This is a genomic window from Acidovorax sp. GBBC 1281, from assembly GCF_028473645.1.
GTDB lineage: Bacteria > Pseudomonadota > Gammaproteobacteria > Burkholderiales > Burkholderiaceae_C > Paracidovorax.
Window position 1 is genome coordinate 2411080 of record NZ_CP097269.1, and the last position, 15209, is coordinate 2426288.

13 protein-coding genes are annotated in these 15209 nt (G+C 69.3%); 6 read left to right on the forward strand and 7 right to left on the reverse strand.

Annotation, left to right across the window (positions count from 1 at the left end):
- Positions 1-75: 75 nt before the first annotated feature.
- The 3 genes from M5C96_RS11035 (at position 76) to M5C96_RS11045 (ending at position 3725) form a co-directional block, all read left to right on the forward strand.
- The gene (locus M5C96_RS11035; protein ID WP_442867377.1) at positions 76-1131 is read left to right on the forward strand and encodes an SMP-30/gluconolactonase/LRE family protein; all 1056 of its coding nucleotides are present in this window, start codon (positions 76-78) and stop codon (positions 1129-1131) included.
- Between the two features lie 25 nt (positions 1132-1156).
- Positions 1157-2149, forward strand: coding sequence for a Bug family tripartite tricarboxylate transporter substrate binding protein (locus tag M5C96_RS11040; protein WP_272569104.1), 993 nt, complete (start codon positions 1157-1159; stop codon positions 2147-2149).
- A 196-nt stretch (positions 2150-2345) separates the two neighbouring features.
- Entirely contained in the window at positions 2346-3725 is a 1380-nt protein-coding gene (locus M5C96_RS11045; protein WP_272569106.1) for a PQQ-dependent sugar dehydrogenase, read from the forward strand.
- Positions 3726-3740: 15 nt separating this feature from the next.
- On the opposite strand, the gene M5C96_RS11050 is transcribed toward M5C96_RS11045, so the two are convergent.
- The 6 genes from M5C96_RS11050 to M5C96_RS11075 all read right to left on the reverse strand — a co-directional run bounded on the left by M5C96_RS11050 (position 3741) and on the right by M5C96_RS11075 (position 8988).
- Positions 3741-4796 (reverse strand): phytanoyl-CoA dioxygenase family protein, encoded by a 1056-nt coding sequence (locus M5C96_RS11050; protein WP_272569108.1) that lies wholly within the window; start codon positions 4794-4796, stop codon positions 3741-3743.
- Positions 4797-4800: 4 nt separating this feature from the next.
- Entirely contained in the window at positions 4801-6114 is a 1314-nt protein-coding gene (locus M5C96_RS11055; RefSeq protein ID WP_272569109.1) for a type II toxin-antitoxin system HipA family toxin, read from the reverse strand.
- Between the two features lie 20 nt (positions 6115-6134).
- The gene (locus M5C96_RS11060; RefSeq protein WP_272569110.1) at positions 6135-6443 is read right to left on the reverse strand and encodes a helix-turn-helix domain-containing protein; all 309 of its coding nucleotides are present in this window, start codon (positions 6441-6443) and stop codon (positions 6135-6137) included.
- A 131-nt stretch (positions 6444-6574) separates the two neighbouring features.
- A complete protein-coding gene (locus M5C96_RS11065; protein ID WP_272569111.1) occupies positions 6575-6790 on the reverse strand; it encodes a YjfB family protein in 216 nt (71 codons plus the stop codon).
- 99 nt (positions 6791-6889) lie between these two features.
- Positions 6890-8302 (reverse strand): dihydrolipoyl dehydrogenase, encoded by a 1413-nt coding sequence (locus M5C96_RS11070; protein WP_272569112.1) that lies wholly within the window; start codon positions 8300-8302, stop codon positions 6890-6892.
- Positions 8303-8400: 98 nt separating this feature from the next.
- On the reverse strand, positions 8401-8988 hold the full coding sequence (locus tag M5C96_RS11075) for an IMPACT family protein (RefSeq protein WP_272569113.1): 588 nt from the start codon (positions 8986-8988) through the stop codon (positions 8401-8403).
- A 186-nt stretch (positions 8989-9174) separates the two neighbouring features.
- Between M5C96_RS11075 and azu the strand changes: the two genes are divergently transcribed.
- The 3 genes from azu to M5C96_RS11090 all read left to right on the forward strand — a co-directional run bounded on the left by azu (position 9175) and on the right by M5C96_RS11090 (position 12583).
- Positions 9175-9627: an azurin gene (gene azu, locus M5C96_RS11080; RefSeq protein WP_272569686.1), complete on the forward strand. Its 453-nt coding sequence runs from the start codon at positions 9175-9177 to the stop codon at positions 9625-9627.
- A 131-nt stretch (positions 9628-9758) separates the two neighbouring features.
- Entirely contained in the window at positions 9759-9980 is a 222-nt protein-coding gene (locus M5C96_RS11085; protein ID WP_272569114.1) for a hypothetical protein, read from the forward strand.
- A 167-nt stretch (positions 9981-10147) separates the two neighbouring features.
- A complete protein-coding gene (locus M5C96_RS11090; protein ID WP_272569115.1) occupies positions 10148-12583 on the forward strand; it encodes a YgiQ family radical SAM protein in 2436 nt (811 codons plus the stop codon).
- Here M5C96_RS11090 and M5C96_RS11095 read toward each other — a convergent pair.
- Positions 12524-15079 carry an EAL domain-containing protein gene (locus M5C96_RS11095; protein WP_272569116.1) on the reverse strand — a complete coding sequence of 852 codons (2556 nt, stop codon included), beginning with the start codon at positions 15077-15079 and terminating at the stop codon, positions 12524-12526. The genes M5C96_RS11090 and M5C96_RS11095 overlap by 60 nt on opposite strands.
- Positions 15080-15209 lie beyond the last annotated feature (130 nt).

Consider the following 15209-nt stretch of genomic DNA (forward strand, 5'->3'; position numbering starts at 1 on the left):
GCGCATGCCCACCCGCGCGGCCTCGGGGCATGTGGCCCGCCGCGCTTCCTGAAAACACGACCGGAGACAAAACCCATGCAAAGAGCGACACAAGACGCCGCCCCCCAGACCCCGCCATCGCGCCGCCGTTTCATGGCCGGCGCGCTGGCCGCCACGGCCACGGGCCTCGCGCAGGCCCAGGCGTTCGACTTCAAGCCGCAGCAGCGCTACCCCGATCCCTCGGTGCAGATCCTGGACCCGTCGTTCGCCAAGTACCGCCTGTTCAGCAGCAGCGTGGAGCAGATCGCCACGGGCTTTCGCTGGGTCGAAGGCCCGGTGTGGTTCGGCGATGGGCGCTACCTGCTGTTTTCCGACATTCCCAACAACCGCATCCTGCGCTGGGACGAGGCCACGGGGCAGACCGGCGTGTTCCGCCAGCCCTCCAACTTCTCCAACGGCCTGGGCCGCGACCGCCAGGGCCGGCTGCTGGCGTGCGAGCACCTGACCCGCCGCGTGACCCGCACCGAGTACGACGGCAGCATCACCGTGCTGGCCGACCGCTTCGAGGGCAAGCGCCTGAATTCACCCAACGACATCGTTTGCCCGAGCGACGGCTCGGTCTGGTTCACCGACCCGCCGTTCGGCATCGGCGGCCACTGGGAGGGCGACAAGGCCGTCTCCGAGCTCCCGCATGCGCTGTACCGCATCGATCCGTCCGGCCGGCTGGACCGCGTGCTGGAGGCGCGCTTTCCCAACGGTCTGGCTTTCACGCCGGACGAAAAGCAGCTCTACCTGGTGGCGCGCACGGCCGACAACCGCCGCCAGATCGTGCGCTACGACGTCACCGCCCGCCAGGGGCTGGCCAACCCGACCGTGCTGATCGAGGGCGGGGCGGGCGCGCTGGACGGATTCAAGGTCGATGAAGACGGCAACCTGTGGTGCGGCTGGGGTAGCACGGGCGCGGCCGACTCGGTCGCCGCGGACCTGGACGGCGTGATGGTGTTCAACCCGGCCGGCAAGGCCATCGGTCACATCCGCCTGCCCGAGCGCTGCCCGAACCTCGTCTTCGGCGGCCCGAAGAAAAACCGCCTCTTCATGGCCAGCAGCCACTCGATTTATTCGCTCTACGTGGAAACGCGCGGAGCGGTCTGATTTTCAAAACCAGGAGACAACGCACATGCAACGCAGAACCTTCATCGCCGCCGCAGCTGCTGCGGCTGCCGGCAGCTTCATCGGCCTGCCCGCCTTCGCGCAGGGCACCTGGCCCACCGGCAAGACCATCACCTACCTCGTGCCGTTCGCCGCCGGCGGCACCACCGACACGCTGGGCCGGCTGATCAGCCAGCAGCTGGGCACCGCCCTGGGCACGACCGTGGTGGTAGACAACAAGGGCGGGGCGGGCGGCAGCGTCGGCTCGGAAATCGCGGCCCGCGCGGCACCGGACGGCTACACGCTGCTGGGCGGCACCATCAGCTCGCACGCCATCAACGTGAGCCTGTACCCGAAGCTGGGCTACGACCCAGTGAAGTCGTTCGCGCCCGTCACGCTCATCGGCACCAATCCCGTGGTGCTGGTGGTGGCGGCCAGCAGTCCCTACAAAACGCTGAAGGACGTGCTGGATGCGGCCCGCGGCAAGTCGGGCGGCCTGTCGTCGGCCTCCGCCGGCACCGGCACCTCGCAGCATCTGGCGCTGGAGCTTCTGGCCTACAAGTCGGGCGTGAAGTTCACCCACGTGCCTTACAAGGGCAGCGGCCCGGCCATCCAGGACGTGATCGGCGGGCAGGTGGACATGATGTTCGACACCACCGTCGTGGCCGCGCCGCACATCCAGAGCGGCAAGCTGCGCGCCATTGCCGTCACCTCGGCCAAGCGCCTGGGCTCGATGCCTGATGTGCCCACCGTGGCCGAATCCGGCTTGAAGGGACTGGCCGATTTCGAAGTGCAGTCGTGGCAGGCCATCTTCGTGCCCGCAGGGACGCCCGAGCCGGTCGTGACCCGCCTGCACACCGAGATCCGCAAGATCCTCGCGCAGCCGGACATGCAGACCCGCCTCAAGAGCTTCGGCATGGAGCCGGCCGACATGACGACCGCGCAGATCGCCGCCTTCCAGAAGGCCGAAGTCGCCAAGTGGGCGCAGGTGATCAAGGCCGCCAACATCAAGGTGGATTGACGCCGCGCTGTGGCGTGACCCGGCCCGGTGCCCTGGCGCCCGGGCCCGCTGCATGCCGGGGAGGGGATGGGAGACCCGTCCGGCGCGTTCGCGCCCATGGCTGACAGGGGCAGTGGTGCCGGCGCGGCACACTGGCCCGCATCGCGGCGCATCCGCCGCGATCGGCACCCCAACAGCAAAGAAGGCAGGTTCTCCCATGCACGCGCGACGCTCCCATCTTCCCCCGTTTTCAACCGCCCGCTGGCCTGTCGCCGTCCTGGGCTGCGCGCTGGCCGGGGCCCTGGCCGGCTGCGGCGATACGGCACGGCTGCCGCCCGAGGCCGGAGTGGGCCCGTCGCCCACGCTGCCCGAACCCCACAAGACCCTGATCCCCACCGTTCACATCGCACCCGCCAAGGGGTGGCCCGACGGCATGCAGCCCACCCCCATGGCGGGCATGAAGGTCACCGCGCTGGCCAAGGGGTTGGACCATCCGCGCTGGGTGTACGTGCTGCCCAACGGCGACGTGCTGGTCGCGGAGAGCAACACGCCGGCCAAGCCCAAGGAAGACCAGGGGCTGGTGAAGAACGTGCGCAACTGGGTCATGGGCAAGGTCATGGGCCGCGCGGGCTCGGGCGCGCCGTCGGCCGACCGCATCACCTTGCTGCGCGACACCGACGGCGACGGCGTCGCGGAAACCCGCAGCGTGTTCCTGCAGGGCCTGCACTCCCCGTTCGGCATGGCGCTGGTGGGGGGCGATTTCTACGTCGCCAACACCGATGCGGTGGTGCGCTTTCCGTACACGGCGGGCCAGACCACCATCACGGCGCCGGCCACCAAGGTGGTGGACCTGCCCGGCCTGCCGTTCAACCACCACTGGACCAAGAACCTCATCGCCAGCCCGGACGGCCGCAAGCTCTATGTGACGGTAGGCTCCAACAGCAACGTGGCCGAGAACGGCATCGAAGCCGAGCAAGGCCGCGCCGCCATCTGGGAGGTGGACCGCGCCAGCGGCGCCCACCGCATCTTCGCCAGCGGCCTGCGCAATCCGAACGGCCTGGGCTGGGCCCCCGGCAGCGGCGCGCTGTGGACGGTGGTGAACGAACGCGACGAGATCGGCAGCGACCTCGTGCCCGACTACCTCACCTCGGTGAAGGAGGGCGCGTTCTACGGCTGGCCCTACAGCTACTACGGCCAGCACGTGGATGTGCGGGTGAAGCCGCCCCAGCCGGACCAGGTCGCCAAAGCCATCGCACCTGACTATGCGCTGGGCAGCCACGTGGCGCCCCTGGGGCTGGCCTTCTCGGGCCCGCCATCGGCCGGCAACGGGTTGCCGCAGCAACTGGCCCAGGGTGCCTTTGTGGGCCTGCACGGCTCGTGGAACCGCAAGCCGCGCAGTGGCTACAAGGTGGTCTTCGTGCCCTTCGAAAACGGCCAGCCCAAGGGCCAGCCGATTGACGTGCTGACCGGGTTCCTCAGCCCCGAAGGCGATGCCTATGGCCGTCCCGTCGGCGTGGCGCTGGATGCGCGCGGCGGGCTGCTGGTGGCCGATGACGTGGGCAATGCCATCTGGCGGGTTTCGGGCACGCCCCGATAGGATGGTGGAGGCTGCTCAGCGCCAGATCGCCTGAATCGGCACCTCGGCGGGCATCATGTTGATGTACTGCACCAGGCGGGGCCGCGCGCCGCGGTTGGGGCTGGCGCCATGGGGCAGGGCCTGTTGCCAGATCACCAGGTCGCCGGCCCCCGCGCCGATGGGCCGGGCGCCCAGTGCCTGGAAATCCTGCCTGCGCGGATCGGCGTCCGGGGGCAGTCCGGCCAGCCACCCTTCCACCTGGCGGTGAAAGCCCGGCACCACGGTGAGCGCACCCTGTTCGGGCGGCGTGTCCGTGAGGTAGAGGATGCCCTGGGTGCAGAAGGGGATGGGTGGCTCCAAGCTCACATCCCAGTGCAGCCCCTGGGCCTGGTAAGGGTGGCCGGGGCGCTCCGGCACATTGAAACCGCAGCGGTCCGTGCTGCGCCACAGGTCGGCGGTGCCCCACAACTGCGCGAACGCCTTGTGGATGCGCAGCGCCCGGCGGTTCGCCTCGAACGCGGGGTGCTGGAACAGCTGGACCATGATGTTGCGCGGGGCGTTGCGGTACCACGACTCCACGTCGTCCGGCGTGGCGCCCACCGCCTCCCACACCACTTGCGCGGCGGCGGCGCTGTCGTCGGGCGCCACGGCCTGCCGCACGATCACGTAGCCGTGCTCGTCCCAGTGCGCCAGGTCGTCGGCATCCAGCACGGGCGGCATGGCGTCGACCTGGGCATGCAGTCGGGCCACGGCGTCGGGCACGGGCCCGCCGTCCACCAGCGCCTGGATGCGGGCGGTGGTGGCGGCATCGGGCGCTCCGGCGGTGCGCACGATCCAGTCCTCGAAGTCCGCGAACTCCGGCGCATGCCACAGCACGTGCTGCATGGTCTGCTCCAGGCCCAGGCCCAGTGCCGCGAGCACGATCTGCGTGCGATGGGATTCCGCGTTCTCGCCCGTGGGCAGGCCTTGGCGCGCCGCCATCCAGCGCGACCAGCAGCGCTTGAGGTAGGGCACCTGCAAGGCGCCGCGCTCGCCGGGCGGGCAAAGGGGATCGGCTGGTTTCAGTGATGGGGTGATCATGCTGGGAGTCATGCTTTCAGCTCCGTGTGAGCGCGACACCGCCTGCCAGGCGCTCCACGACCGATCGGCGCATCGCGGGTGGCGCGTCGGCGATGCGCTCGGGCCACGTCTGCTGGGCCAGGCGCACCGAATCGCGCAGCAGCGCAAGATGGCGCGGCGCCCGCAGCAGGCCGGCGGCCTTGATCAGCCCCTCCATGTCGTCCCATGAAAAGGCGCGCAGGGTTTTGTCGATGGCCCGATTCACCGCGTACTGGCTTTCGGGCACACCCTCGAAGAACGCGGCGACGCACACCGGGTCGTACAGCGGCGACAACTGCGGTGCGCGCCCGTCAGGGTAGACCAGCGCCCAGTTCTTGAGGTGCGCATCGGTGTTGCCCATGAGGATGAAGGCGACCATGCGGGCGAGGAACTCGCGGGTGTCGTGCACGGGCTGGTGGCTCAGGCGGTCCAGCACGCGCAGCATGGTGGCGTAGTCCTGCAGGATGCCCTTGCCGTACTTTTGCCGCGGCGTGTAGCCCAGCACCTGGTTGAACTCTTCCATGTGCACCCGCTGGCCGCCGGGCAGGTGGTCGAATCGCTGTACGGCCAGGATCTCGTCGAAGGGCACGGCGTCGGGCAGATCGGCCTCGGCGCGGGTGATGACATCCGCCTGGGCGCAGTCCAGGCCGAGCGCCCGGCACAGCTGGTAGCCGGCGTGTTCGTTGGCCACCAGGTCGGGGTGGGCGGTGGTGGGCAGCTTCAGGATCACGCTGCCGGCCGCGCCCTTGCGGTGCACGGTGTAGCGCCGCCCTTCCTGCACTGCGCTGAACTTGGTGACCACGCCGGGCAACGAGGCCGCGTCCTCCACCGGGTATTCGACGAAGCCCGGCTCCAGCACGTCCAGGCCCTGGGTGGTGTGCCAGTGGCGAACCACGTCGGGCACGCCGTCCTGTGCGGGCACGGGCTCCACCTCCAGTGCGCCCATCAGGTCGTGGCCCGCGGCGGCCAGCAGCTCGAACTCGTCGTCGGGCATGCAGCCGCGCTCGCGCGCGAGCCGCTCGCGGTTGTGGCCTTCGGGCAGCAGGTTCTGGAAGTACACCGGCCAGCGGCCATCGGTGCGCACCAGCCGGGCGTCGCGCGCCGAAGCCAGGATCTGCTGCGTGGCGGCCTCGTTCTCGCCCTGAAAGCTGAGCGACAGGGTGGGGCGGCCGGGGTCGTTGATGTAGCTGGCATCGAACGATACGCGCAGGATGTCGCCGTACTGCGAGAGGTAGCCGATCGTCGTGCGGCCGGCACCCTGGCCGGCCGGGCGGTGCAGATACAGGCGCAGGTAACGGATGGAGGTGCTCATGGCGGGTCAGCCGGCCGCGCTCAGCCTTCTTTGCGCAGGCTGTCGATCACCGAAGGCGGGGCATCCACGCCCTGGGGCTGCCCCAGGAATTTGCCGCCCGACTGGATGAAGGCCTGCAGGCTCGGCCGAAGGGTGCTGGGCACGGCGATGATGTCCATTCCCAGTACGCGGGCCATTTCCGTCAGGGTGGAATAGCGGGGATCGAGGTCGCCCCCTTCGGTGCGCTGCACCGTCATCCGCGAGAGGCCGGCCCGTTCGGCCAACTCGGCCTGGGTGAGCTGGCTGGCCTTGCGTGCCACGGTCAGGCTGTGGATCAGATCGTTGGTCATGATCCTGTTTATACTCTTTTTTTGTCAAAAGAGTATTCTAAGTTTCACTTTCTGGTCGTCTGGGTGAACTAGACCGGGGCTGTCGCCACGGGACCGCTCCCTGTACCGGGCTACCCCTCGGGGCCACCGGCTCAGGCGAACGTGTTGACCTGGGTGCCCAGCGCGCCGGAGGTGGCCAGTGCCGGTTGGGGCATCGATTGCTTCATCGACTCGATCAGCAAGGTGGCGGAGGCCTCCTGGGTGTCCAGCGCCTTTTTCAGCACCCGGATGTTCAGGGCATCGGAATTCTTCTGGCTGGCCATGGCCGTTGCGGTGTTGACGACCGATTGGGAAAGCGCGACATCCATGGGGTGCTCCTGTTGGGGCCTCGGGGCGAGGCGAAAGCAAAGACCCCTCCCTTTTCGGCACCCCCGCCTGGAACTGAAGCCCAGGCGGGGGCGGAATATTCAATCGAGCGCGCTGGCCCCATAGGCGGAGCAGGCCGACAGGTCCGACGCGCTGCCGCTGGGCAGGTGCGAAGCCGCATCGCGCAGCGCGGTGCGCAGGCCTTCCTCCAGGACCGGGTGGTAGAACGGCATGCGCAGCAGGTCCTGCACCGTGAGCGACCGGTCGATGGCCAGCGCCAGCAGATGCGCCAGGTGCTCTCCGCTGGGGGCGCACAGCTCCGAGCCCAGGATGCGGCCGCTTTCGCGTTCCGCATACACGTTCAGGCGGCCATGGTTGTGCTGCGCCGCGCGTGCGCGGCCCTGGCGGGAGAAATCCACTGAGCCCGTCACGAACTCGCCCTCTTTCAGGTCCTTCCAGGCCTGGCCGATCACCGCCGCGTTGGGCTGGGTGAACACGATGGAAAGCGGCGTGCGCCGGCGAAAGCACTGCGGCTCGGGTGCCATGGCGTTCAGGGCGGCCATGTGGCCCTCGTCGGAGGCCTCGTGCAGCAGCGGCCGGCGGTCGTCGGCATCGCCGGCCATGAACACGGGCAGGTCCGCGATCTGCATGGTGCGCGCATCCACGGGCGGCTTGCCGTGCGGGTCCAGGGGGATGCCCAGGGTGTCGAGGCCGAGGTGTTCGATGTTCGGCCGCCGCCCCATGGCCGCCAGCACCTGGTCCACCACCACCGTGGTGCTGCCGTTGCTGACCTCGATCCCGCCCGGCACTTCGCGCAAGCGGGCCTCCTCGCCCACGCTGACCACGAATTCGTCTTTCAGCACGGCCTTGAGCGCGCCGAGGATGTCGGGGTCGGACAGCCCGGCCAGCGATGGCCCGGTCGAGAACGCCGCCACCTCCACGCCCAGCCGCGACAGGGCCTGCGCCAGTTCCGCGCCCAGCGGTCCCAGCCCGATGACCGCCATGCGCGGCCCCAGGGTGGGCTGCTCGAAGAGGGTGTCGGTGGTCAGGATGCGGTCGCCGAACGCCAGCCATTCCTCGGGAATGATGGGGCGCGAGCCGGTGGCGATGATGACGCTGCGGGCATGGTAGGTCTTGCCTCCCACTTCCACCGTGCCCGGGCCGCGCAGCCGCGCGTGGCCCGAAATGCCCTGGTCGCCGACCGCCGATGCCTTCTCGGTGCCCGCCACGAACTCGTCGCGCAGGGCGCGCACGCGCTCCAGCACGGCAGGCATGTCGACGGAGAGGCCGTCCCCGCCGCGCAGGCCGAAGGTGTCGAATGCGTGGCGCCGGTGGTAGGCGTTGGCCGCTTCGATCAGCATCTTGGAGGGCATGCAGCCCACCCGCGCGCAGGTGGTCCCCCAGGGGCCATCGTTGACGATCCGCACGCGGTCGGTGCGTTTGCGAACCTCGCGCAACGCGGCAAGGCCTGCCGATCCCGCGCCGATGATGATGGCGTCCAGGGGTGGGCTCATGGGTCGATCTCCTCAGGGGTGGCGAATGGCTGAGTGTCCCCGGGTCGCAGGGCGGGGCCTGTAGGTGCAGGGCACTTTCGGCGCAGGCGATGGCGGCGCTACGGCGCGATCCAGCCGATGCGGCCCTGGCAGGCGTCGTTCAGCCGCTGCACGAACGCCCCCTCCTGCGGCTGAGGCAGCTGGAGGCGCACGGCCACCAGCGAGCCGTGGACCACCTCGCCCAGCGTGGCGCCGGCCGCCTCGACCTCGCGGCGCACCAGGCCCTCCAGGGCATAGGGCACCTCGCACTGCAGCGCCACCATGCGCTGCAGCGGCACCTTCTCGGCCGGCAGCAGCGCCTGCGCGATGGTGTCGGTGTAGGCCCGCACCAGCCCGCCCGCACCCAGCTTGACGCCGCCGAAGTAGCGCACCACGGTGGCCAGCACGCCTTCGAGGTCCTGGTGGCGCAGCACCTCCAGCATCGGGCGGCCGGCAGTTCCACCGGGTTCGCCGTCATCCACCGCGGCCGACTGGCCGCCCGCCAGCAGCGCCCAGCAGACGTGCGCGGCGCCGGGGTGCTGCTGCCACAGCGCATCGACGGTGGCCTGGGCCGACGCGCGGTCCGCCATGGGCTGCACGCAGCCGATGAACCGGCTTTTCTTGATGACCAGTTCGCTGTGGGTGGGGGTTCGCACGGTGTAGGGCATGGGCGGCGGAGCTTAACTGCACGCCGGCTCCATGGATGGCGTTCGGCACAAGGCTTGATGCACCTCAAGGCGCTGCAGGGGCCCCGCGCATACGCTCCCTTCATCGCGCTGTTGCGCCTCCCGGCTGCATGGAGCAGCCCGGCAACGCCAGGCACACGGACCTGTTTTATGAAGAAGGAAGACCTCATGGCAAACCACTGGAAATTCGCGGCGCTGGCCCTGGTATTGGCGGCTGGCCCCACCTGGGCCGCCGACTGCACGGCCGAGATCGAAGGCAACGATGCGATGCAATTCAACAAGGCGACCCTCGCGGTGCCGCAAAGCTGCAAGCAATTCACCGTCAAGCTCAAGCACGTGGGCAAGCTTCCCAAGACCGCCATGGGCCACAACTGGGTGCTGAGCAAGGCCGCCGACCTGCAGGCCGTGGCCACGGATGTCATCGCTGCCGGGGCCGCCAAGAACTACGTGAAGGACGCGGACGCCCGGGTGATCGCGCACACCAAGATCGTGGGCGGCGGCGAGAGCGATTCGGTGACGTTCTCCACCCAGGCGCTCAAGGCCGGCGAGTCCTATGCCTATTTCTGCTCCTTTCCCGGCCATTCCGCGCTGATGAAGGGCACGCTGACCCTGGCGAAATAACCTTCCGCCACCCGGTGTTGTCGCCGGTTGCATACAGAGGGGCCCCTTTTAAGCGGCCCCTTTTTCGTTGACACGAAACAGTCACCCCGCCGCCATACGCTGGCGGCAACCCCGCATGAAAAGGACCCGCCATGCTTGCCGCTGCGCTGACCCACGTGATGAACGCCATGGTGTTTCCCGCTGCCCTGGCCGGCGCCAACGGGCCGGGCCGCGTGGAGGAGGGCGCCTTGGCCGCTGCCGTGGTCGCTATTCCTACCGCCTGGACCGCCAGAGCCACCGAACTGCACTCGCCCTACGGCGAGCCACCCGCACCGGATCTGGACCAGCGGGTGCGTGCCTCCGGCGAATGGTGACGGGTCTATCGGGGTCCGCCACGCCGCGCACCGAGGCCGCCGCCAGGCCGCTCGCCACCCGCAGCTAAGCCCCTGCGGCGCAGGGCGCGGGCACGCGCCTTGGCCTTCGGTTTCGACAGGAAAGGCCCGAAAGCCTAAAATCGCGGCTTCCCCACGCCTTGCCCTCCATGAACGCCCCCGTCGACGTTTCCTTTTTCGCGCGCGCCGCGAAGCCGCTGACCAGCTATCGCCCGTATTGGGCGAAACGCTTCGGCACGGCCCCGTTCCTGCCCATGAGCCGCACCGAGATGGAGCGCCTCGGCTGGGACAGCTGCGACGTGATCCTGGTGACGGGCGATGCCTACGTCGACCACCCCAGCTTCGGCATGGCCGTGATCGGCCGCACGCTGGAGGCGCAGGGCTTTCGCGTGGGCATCATCGCCCAGCCCGACTGGCAGAGCGCCGATGCCTTCAAGGCCCTGGGCCGCCCGAACCTGTTCTGGGGCGTGACGGCGGGCAACATGGATTCCATGATCAACCGGTACACCGCCGACCGGAAGATCCGCAGCGACGACGCCTACACTCCTGGCGACGTGGGCGGCAAGCGCCCCGACCGCGCGGCCATCGTGTACAGCCAGCGCTGCCGCGAGGCCTACAAGGACGTGCCCATCGTGCTGGGCGGTATCGAAGGCAGCCTGCGCCGCATCGCCCACTACGACTACTGGAGCGACAAGGTGCGCCGCTCCGTCGTGGTGGACGCCAAGTGCGATCTGCTGCTGTACGGCAACGCCGAACGCGCGCTCGTCGAAGTGGCCCACCGCCTGGCCGCGCGCGAGCCCGTGGAGCAGATCACCGACGTGCGCGGCACCGCCTTCGTGCGCCGGTCCGACGACGAAACCGGCCAGGGCTGGTTCGAGATCGACTCCACCAGCGTGGACGAGCCCGGCCGCGTCGAGGCGCACGTCAACCCCTACATGACGACCAGCGAGCAGGCCGCCGCCCAAGGCAGCACCTGCAGCAAGGAGGATGCTACTGATTCGATAGCATCCATGCCAATGGATACTAGGGCGCAAGGGCAAAATGGCTCAAAATCCGCCGAGCCCAACCCCGCCATCCAGCCGATGCTGTTCGTGGCCAACCCGAACCTCAAGGCCAAGCTCAAGGTGCCGCCGCGCGACCGCAGCGTGATCCGCCTGCCCAGCTACGAGCAGGTCAAGAGCGATCAGGTGCTCTACGCCCACGCCAACCGGGTGCTGCATCTGGAGACCAACCCAGGCAACGCCCGCGCCCTGGTGCAGGCCCACGGCGAGGGCCCGACGGCGCGCGACGTGTGGATCAACCCGCCGCCCATCCCGCTGACCACGGCCGAGATGGACTACGTGTTCGATCTGCCCTACGCGCGCGGCCCGCACCCGAGTTACGCCGACGAGAACGGCAGCCACGACGGCGCGACCAAGATCCCGGCGTGGGAGATGATCCGCTTCAGCGTGAACATCATGCGCGGCTGCTTCGGCGGCTGCACCTTCTGCTCGATCACCGAGCACGAGGGCCGCATCATCCAGAGCCGCTCCGAGGACTCGATCATCCAGGAGATCGAGGACATCCGCGACAAGGTGAGCGGCTTCACCGGCACCATCTCCGACTTAGGGGGCCCCACGGCCAACATGTACCGGCTGGGCTGCAAGAGCCCCGAGATCGAGGCCGCCTGCCGAAAGCCCAGCTGCGTGTACCCGGGCATCTGCCAGAACCTCACGACCGACCACGGCCCGCTCATCAAGATCTACCGCCGCGGCCGCGCGCTCAAGGGCATCAAGAAGATCCTGATCGGCTCCGGCCTGCGCTACGACCTGGCCGTGAAGTCGCCTGAATACGTGAAGGAGCTGGTGCAGCACCACGTGGGCGGCTACCTCAAGATCGCGCCCGAGCACACCGAGCAGGGCCCGCTCACCAAGATGATGAAGCCGGGCATCGGCAGCTATGACAAGTTCAAGCAGATGTTCGAGCAGTTCAGCGAAGAGGCGGGCAAGAAGCAGTTCCTGATCCCGTACTTCATCGCCGCGCACCCGGGCACGAGCGACGAGGACATGATGCACCTGGCCATCTGGCTCAAGAAGAACGGCTTTCGCGCCGACCAGGTGCAGACCTTCTACCCGAGCCCCATGGCCACGGCCACGGCCATGTACCACTCGGGCAAGAACCCGCTGCGCAAGATCGGTCGCGACAGCGAGGCGGTGGACATCGTGCGCGGCGAAAAGCGCCGGCGCCTGCACAAGGCCTTCCTGCGCTACCACGATCCCAACAACTGGCCGCTGCTGCGCGAGGCGCTGAAAACCATGGGCCGGGCCGACCTGATCGGCAACGGCAAGCACCACCTGATTCCGACCTTCCAGCCGATGACGGACGGCAGCTACCAGAGCGCGCGCCGAAAGAACAGCACCGTGGCCCCGGTGGCGGCGCCGCGCAAGCCGGCACCCGCCAAGGGGGTGGCGTTCAACAAGGCCGCGCAGCAACCCGTGGCCGGCCGCATGCTGACCCAGCACACCGGCCTGCCGCCCCGCGCCGGCCTAGCCGGTAAGCCCGCCGGCGGGACCCCTTCCGGTAAAACGTTCCGCAAGGGGCGCTGAGCCCTCCGGCGGCGCCGCGCCCGGCCCGACCGCCGGGGCCGTGCCCTGGACGGCGGCCCGGGGCATCGGTTCCGGGCGGCTGATGGCATGGCCTTGCGCATGGTCCACGCCCATGGCGCGCAGCGCCTCCACGATGGCTGGCGTCTCGGCGAACTCGGCGATCGTCTGCTTGCCCATTACGTGGCCGATGTGGTTGATCATCTCCACCATCGCCCGGTTGGCTGGGTCCTCCAGCATGTCGCGCACCAGCGCGCCGTCGATCTTGAGGTAGTCCACCGGCAGGTGCCGCAGGTAAGTGAACGAAGACATGCCGGCGCCGAAGTCGTCCAGCGCGAAATGGCAGCCCTGCTGCTTGAGCTCGCGGATCAGGCGGATCGCATTGGGCAGGTGGGCGATCGCCGCGGTCTCGGTCACCTCGAAGCACAGCTGGTTGGCCTGCACGCCGTAGCGGGCCATCTGGTCGCGCAGGTACTCCAGCAGGCTTTCGTCGCCCACGCTGGTGCCGGACAGGTTGATGGCGCACAGCGTGATGGGCCGCTCCTGCGGCTGCCGGCGGCGCTCGGCCAGCGCGGCGAAAGTGTGCTCGACCACCCAGCGGTCCAGGGCCTGCGCGAGGCCGAAGCGTTCCGCGGCCGGCACGAATTCGCCGGGGAAGATCGCCTGGCCGCCTTCCCCCTGAAGGCGCAGCAGCACCTCCACATGCACACCGCCGTCGCCCGGTGCCCGCAGCGGGGCGATCTCCTGCGTGTAGAGCTGAAAGCGGTCCTGCTCCAGCGCCTGGCGGATGCGCTGCACCCAGTGCATGTCGTCCAGGTGGCGCGACATGGCCGCGTCCTGTGGCTGGTAGACGTAGACCGTGTTGCGACCGCGCTCCTTGGCACCGTAGCAGGCCATGTCGGCCACGCGCAGCACCTCCTGCAGGCTGGTGAGGTCGGCCGTCAGGTGCACAAGGCCGATGCTCAGGCCGGTGCGCAGGGTGCGGGCGCCCCAGGGCAGGCGCAACTCCTGCGCGTGGTGGCGGATCTGCTCTGCGATCCGCTCGGCCACCTCCTGGGGACAATCGTGCAGCAGCACGCCGAATTCGTCGCCGCCCAGCCGCGCCAGCGTGTCGCCCTCTCGCAGGCCGCGTTGCAGCATGCGGCAGACCTCGCGCAGCATCTCGTCGCCCGCGGGGTGGCCGCAGGTGTCGTTGATCACCTTGAACTGGTCCAGATCGATGTACAGCAACGCGCCCGCCACCTCGGAGGGCCGCGGCCGCGCCAGCATCTGGCCCAGGCGCCGCTCGAACTCGCGCCGGTTCACCAGGCCGGTGAGCGTGTCGTGGCTGGCCTGCCAAGCAAGCTGCTCCAGATACTGCTGCTCGCGCGTCACGTCGTGCAGCACCAGCACGGCGCCCGCCAGTTGGCCCTGGTTCATCAGCGGCGATCCCACCAGCGTGACGGGGACGGTGCTGGCGTCCGGCCGCACGATGCGGTGCGGGTGTTCGTCGTGCAGCCCGACGGTGCCGTGCAGCGCGCGTTCGAGCAGTTGGGCGATGCTCCCGTGCGGGGCGGGTGGCTCGGCGTTGCCGGTGGCCTTGGCGCCGTCGTGGGGGCCCGTGTGCAGCAGCTGCGCCAGCGGCATGCCCAGGCTGTCCTGGCCGGAGCGGGCCAGCAGGTTTTCCGCCGCGGGATTCATGTAGCGCACGTTGCCGTGCAGGTCGGTGGTGACGATGCCGTCGCCGATGGCCGCCAGGGTGGTGTGCGCCTGTTCGCGCTCGGCTTCCAGAATAGCTTCCACCTGGCGGCGCTGCCCCATCAACTGGCGGGTGTGGGCCAGGGTGAGGGCGATCAGCGCCAGCACCGTGGCCACGTTCAGCCACAGCAGCCAGCCCATGATGCGCCGCGAACTGTCGCCCATCGCCGCGCTGAAGTCGGTGGCGGCCGGCGTGACGCCGACGTCGATCTCATCGACCAGGCGCTGCCAGCGCTGCACCATGTCCGGCGTCACGCCGCCGGCCACGTACCCCGCCCGGATCTCACGCGACAGGGCGTCCAGCCGCTGCAGGTATTCGTCGCCCAGCATCCAGTGCCGGATGGGCTCGCGCAGGATGTCGTGGTCCCGGAACAGGCGCAGCATCCAGATCAGCCCCGTGAGGTCGCTCGGGTGGTTGCCCCCGCGCAGGAGGGCTTCGCGGGCGCCGGCCACATCGGGCTCGGGGGCCTCGATCAGCAGCCGCGCCTCGCGGTCGGCCAGCGGAATCTGCAAGGCCTGGTGGAACTGCTCGTACAGGCGGCCCTCGCCGGTGACGACGTATTGGCCCAGGTGGTGAATGGCGTCCTTCTGGCCCTTGGTCCATTGGCTTTCGCCCGCGACGAACGCGCGCACGGTGGACAGCACGTACAGGCTGGCGGAGGCCACGACGGCCTGCAGGATCAGGATGGCAATGAAGGGGCCGGTGAGGCCGGACGTCCACGGGCGCCGACGGTTTCCTTGCGGGGGAGTCGGCGCGTCCATGCAGTCACCAGGAAGGAATGGGGACGTTCGCCGGCGCGCGGCGAAGGTCCTGCGGCAGGACCATGCCCGGCGCTCCCATCGCGAAGGGGAGGCATCGGGCAGACGACGCAGGGAGGCAGGCCATGGCGAA

Bases quoted from the DNA above. Each gene is read 5' to 3' on its own strand.
- M5C96_RS11035 (WP_442867377.1), top strand. From the start codon at position 76: ATGCAAAGAGCGACACAAGACGCCGCCCCCCAGACCCCGCCATCGCGC.
- M5C96_RS11040 (WP_272569104.1), top strand. From the start codon at position 1,157: ATGCAACGCAGAACCTTCATCGCCGCCGCAGCTGCTGCGGCTGCCGGC.
- M5C96_RS11045 (WP_272569106.1), top strand. From the start codon at position 2,346: ATGCACGCGCGACGCTCCCATCTTCCCCCGTTTTCAACCGCCCGCTGG.
- M5C96_RS11050 (WP_272569108.1), bottom strand. From the start codon at position 4,796: ATGACTCCCAGCATGATCACCCCATCACTGAAACCAGCCGATCCCCTT.
- M5C96_RS11055 (WP_272569109.1), bottom strand. From the start codon at position 6,114: ATGAGCACCTCCATCCGTTACCTGCGCCTGTATCTGCACCGCCCGGCC.
- M5C96_RS11060 (WP_272569110.1), bottom strand. From the start codon at position 6,443: ATGACCAACGATCTGATCCACAGCCTGACCGTGGCACGCAAGGCCAGC.
- M5C96_RS11065 (WP_272569111.1), bottom strand. From the start codon at position 6,790: ATGGATGTCGCGCTTTCCCAATCGGTCGTCAACACCGCAACGGCCATG.
- M5C96_RS11070 (WP_272569112.1), bottom strand. From the start codon at position 8,302: ATGAGCCCACCCCTGGACGCCATCATCATCGGCGCGGGATCGGCAGGC.
- M5C96_RS11075 (WP_272569113.1), bottom strand. From the start codon at position 8,988: ATGCCCTACACCGTGCGAACCCCCACCCACAGCGAACTGGTCATCAAG.
- azu (WP_272569686.1), top strand. From the start codon at position 9,175: ATGGCAAACCACTGGAAATTCGCGGCGCTGGCCCTGGTATTGGCGGCT.
- M5C96_RS11085 (WP_272569114.1), top strand. From the start codon at position 9,759: ATGCTTGCCGCTGCGCTGACCCACGTGATGAACGCCATGGTGTTTCCC.
- M5C96_RS11090 (WP_272569115.1), top strand. From the start codon at position 10,148: ATGAACGCCCCCGTCGACGTTTCCTTTTTCGCGCGCGCCGCGAAGCCG.
- M5C96_RS11095 (WP_272569116.1), bottom strand. From the start codon at position 15,079: ATGGACGCGCCGACTCCCCCGCAAGGAAACCGTCGGCGCCCGTGGACG.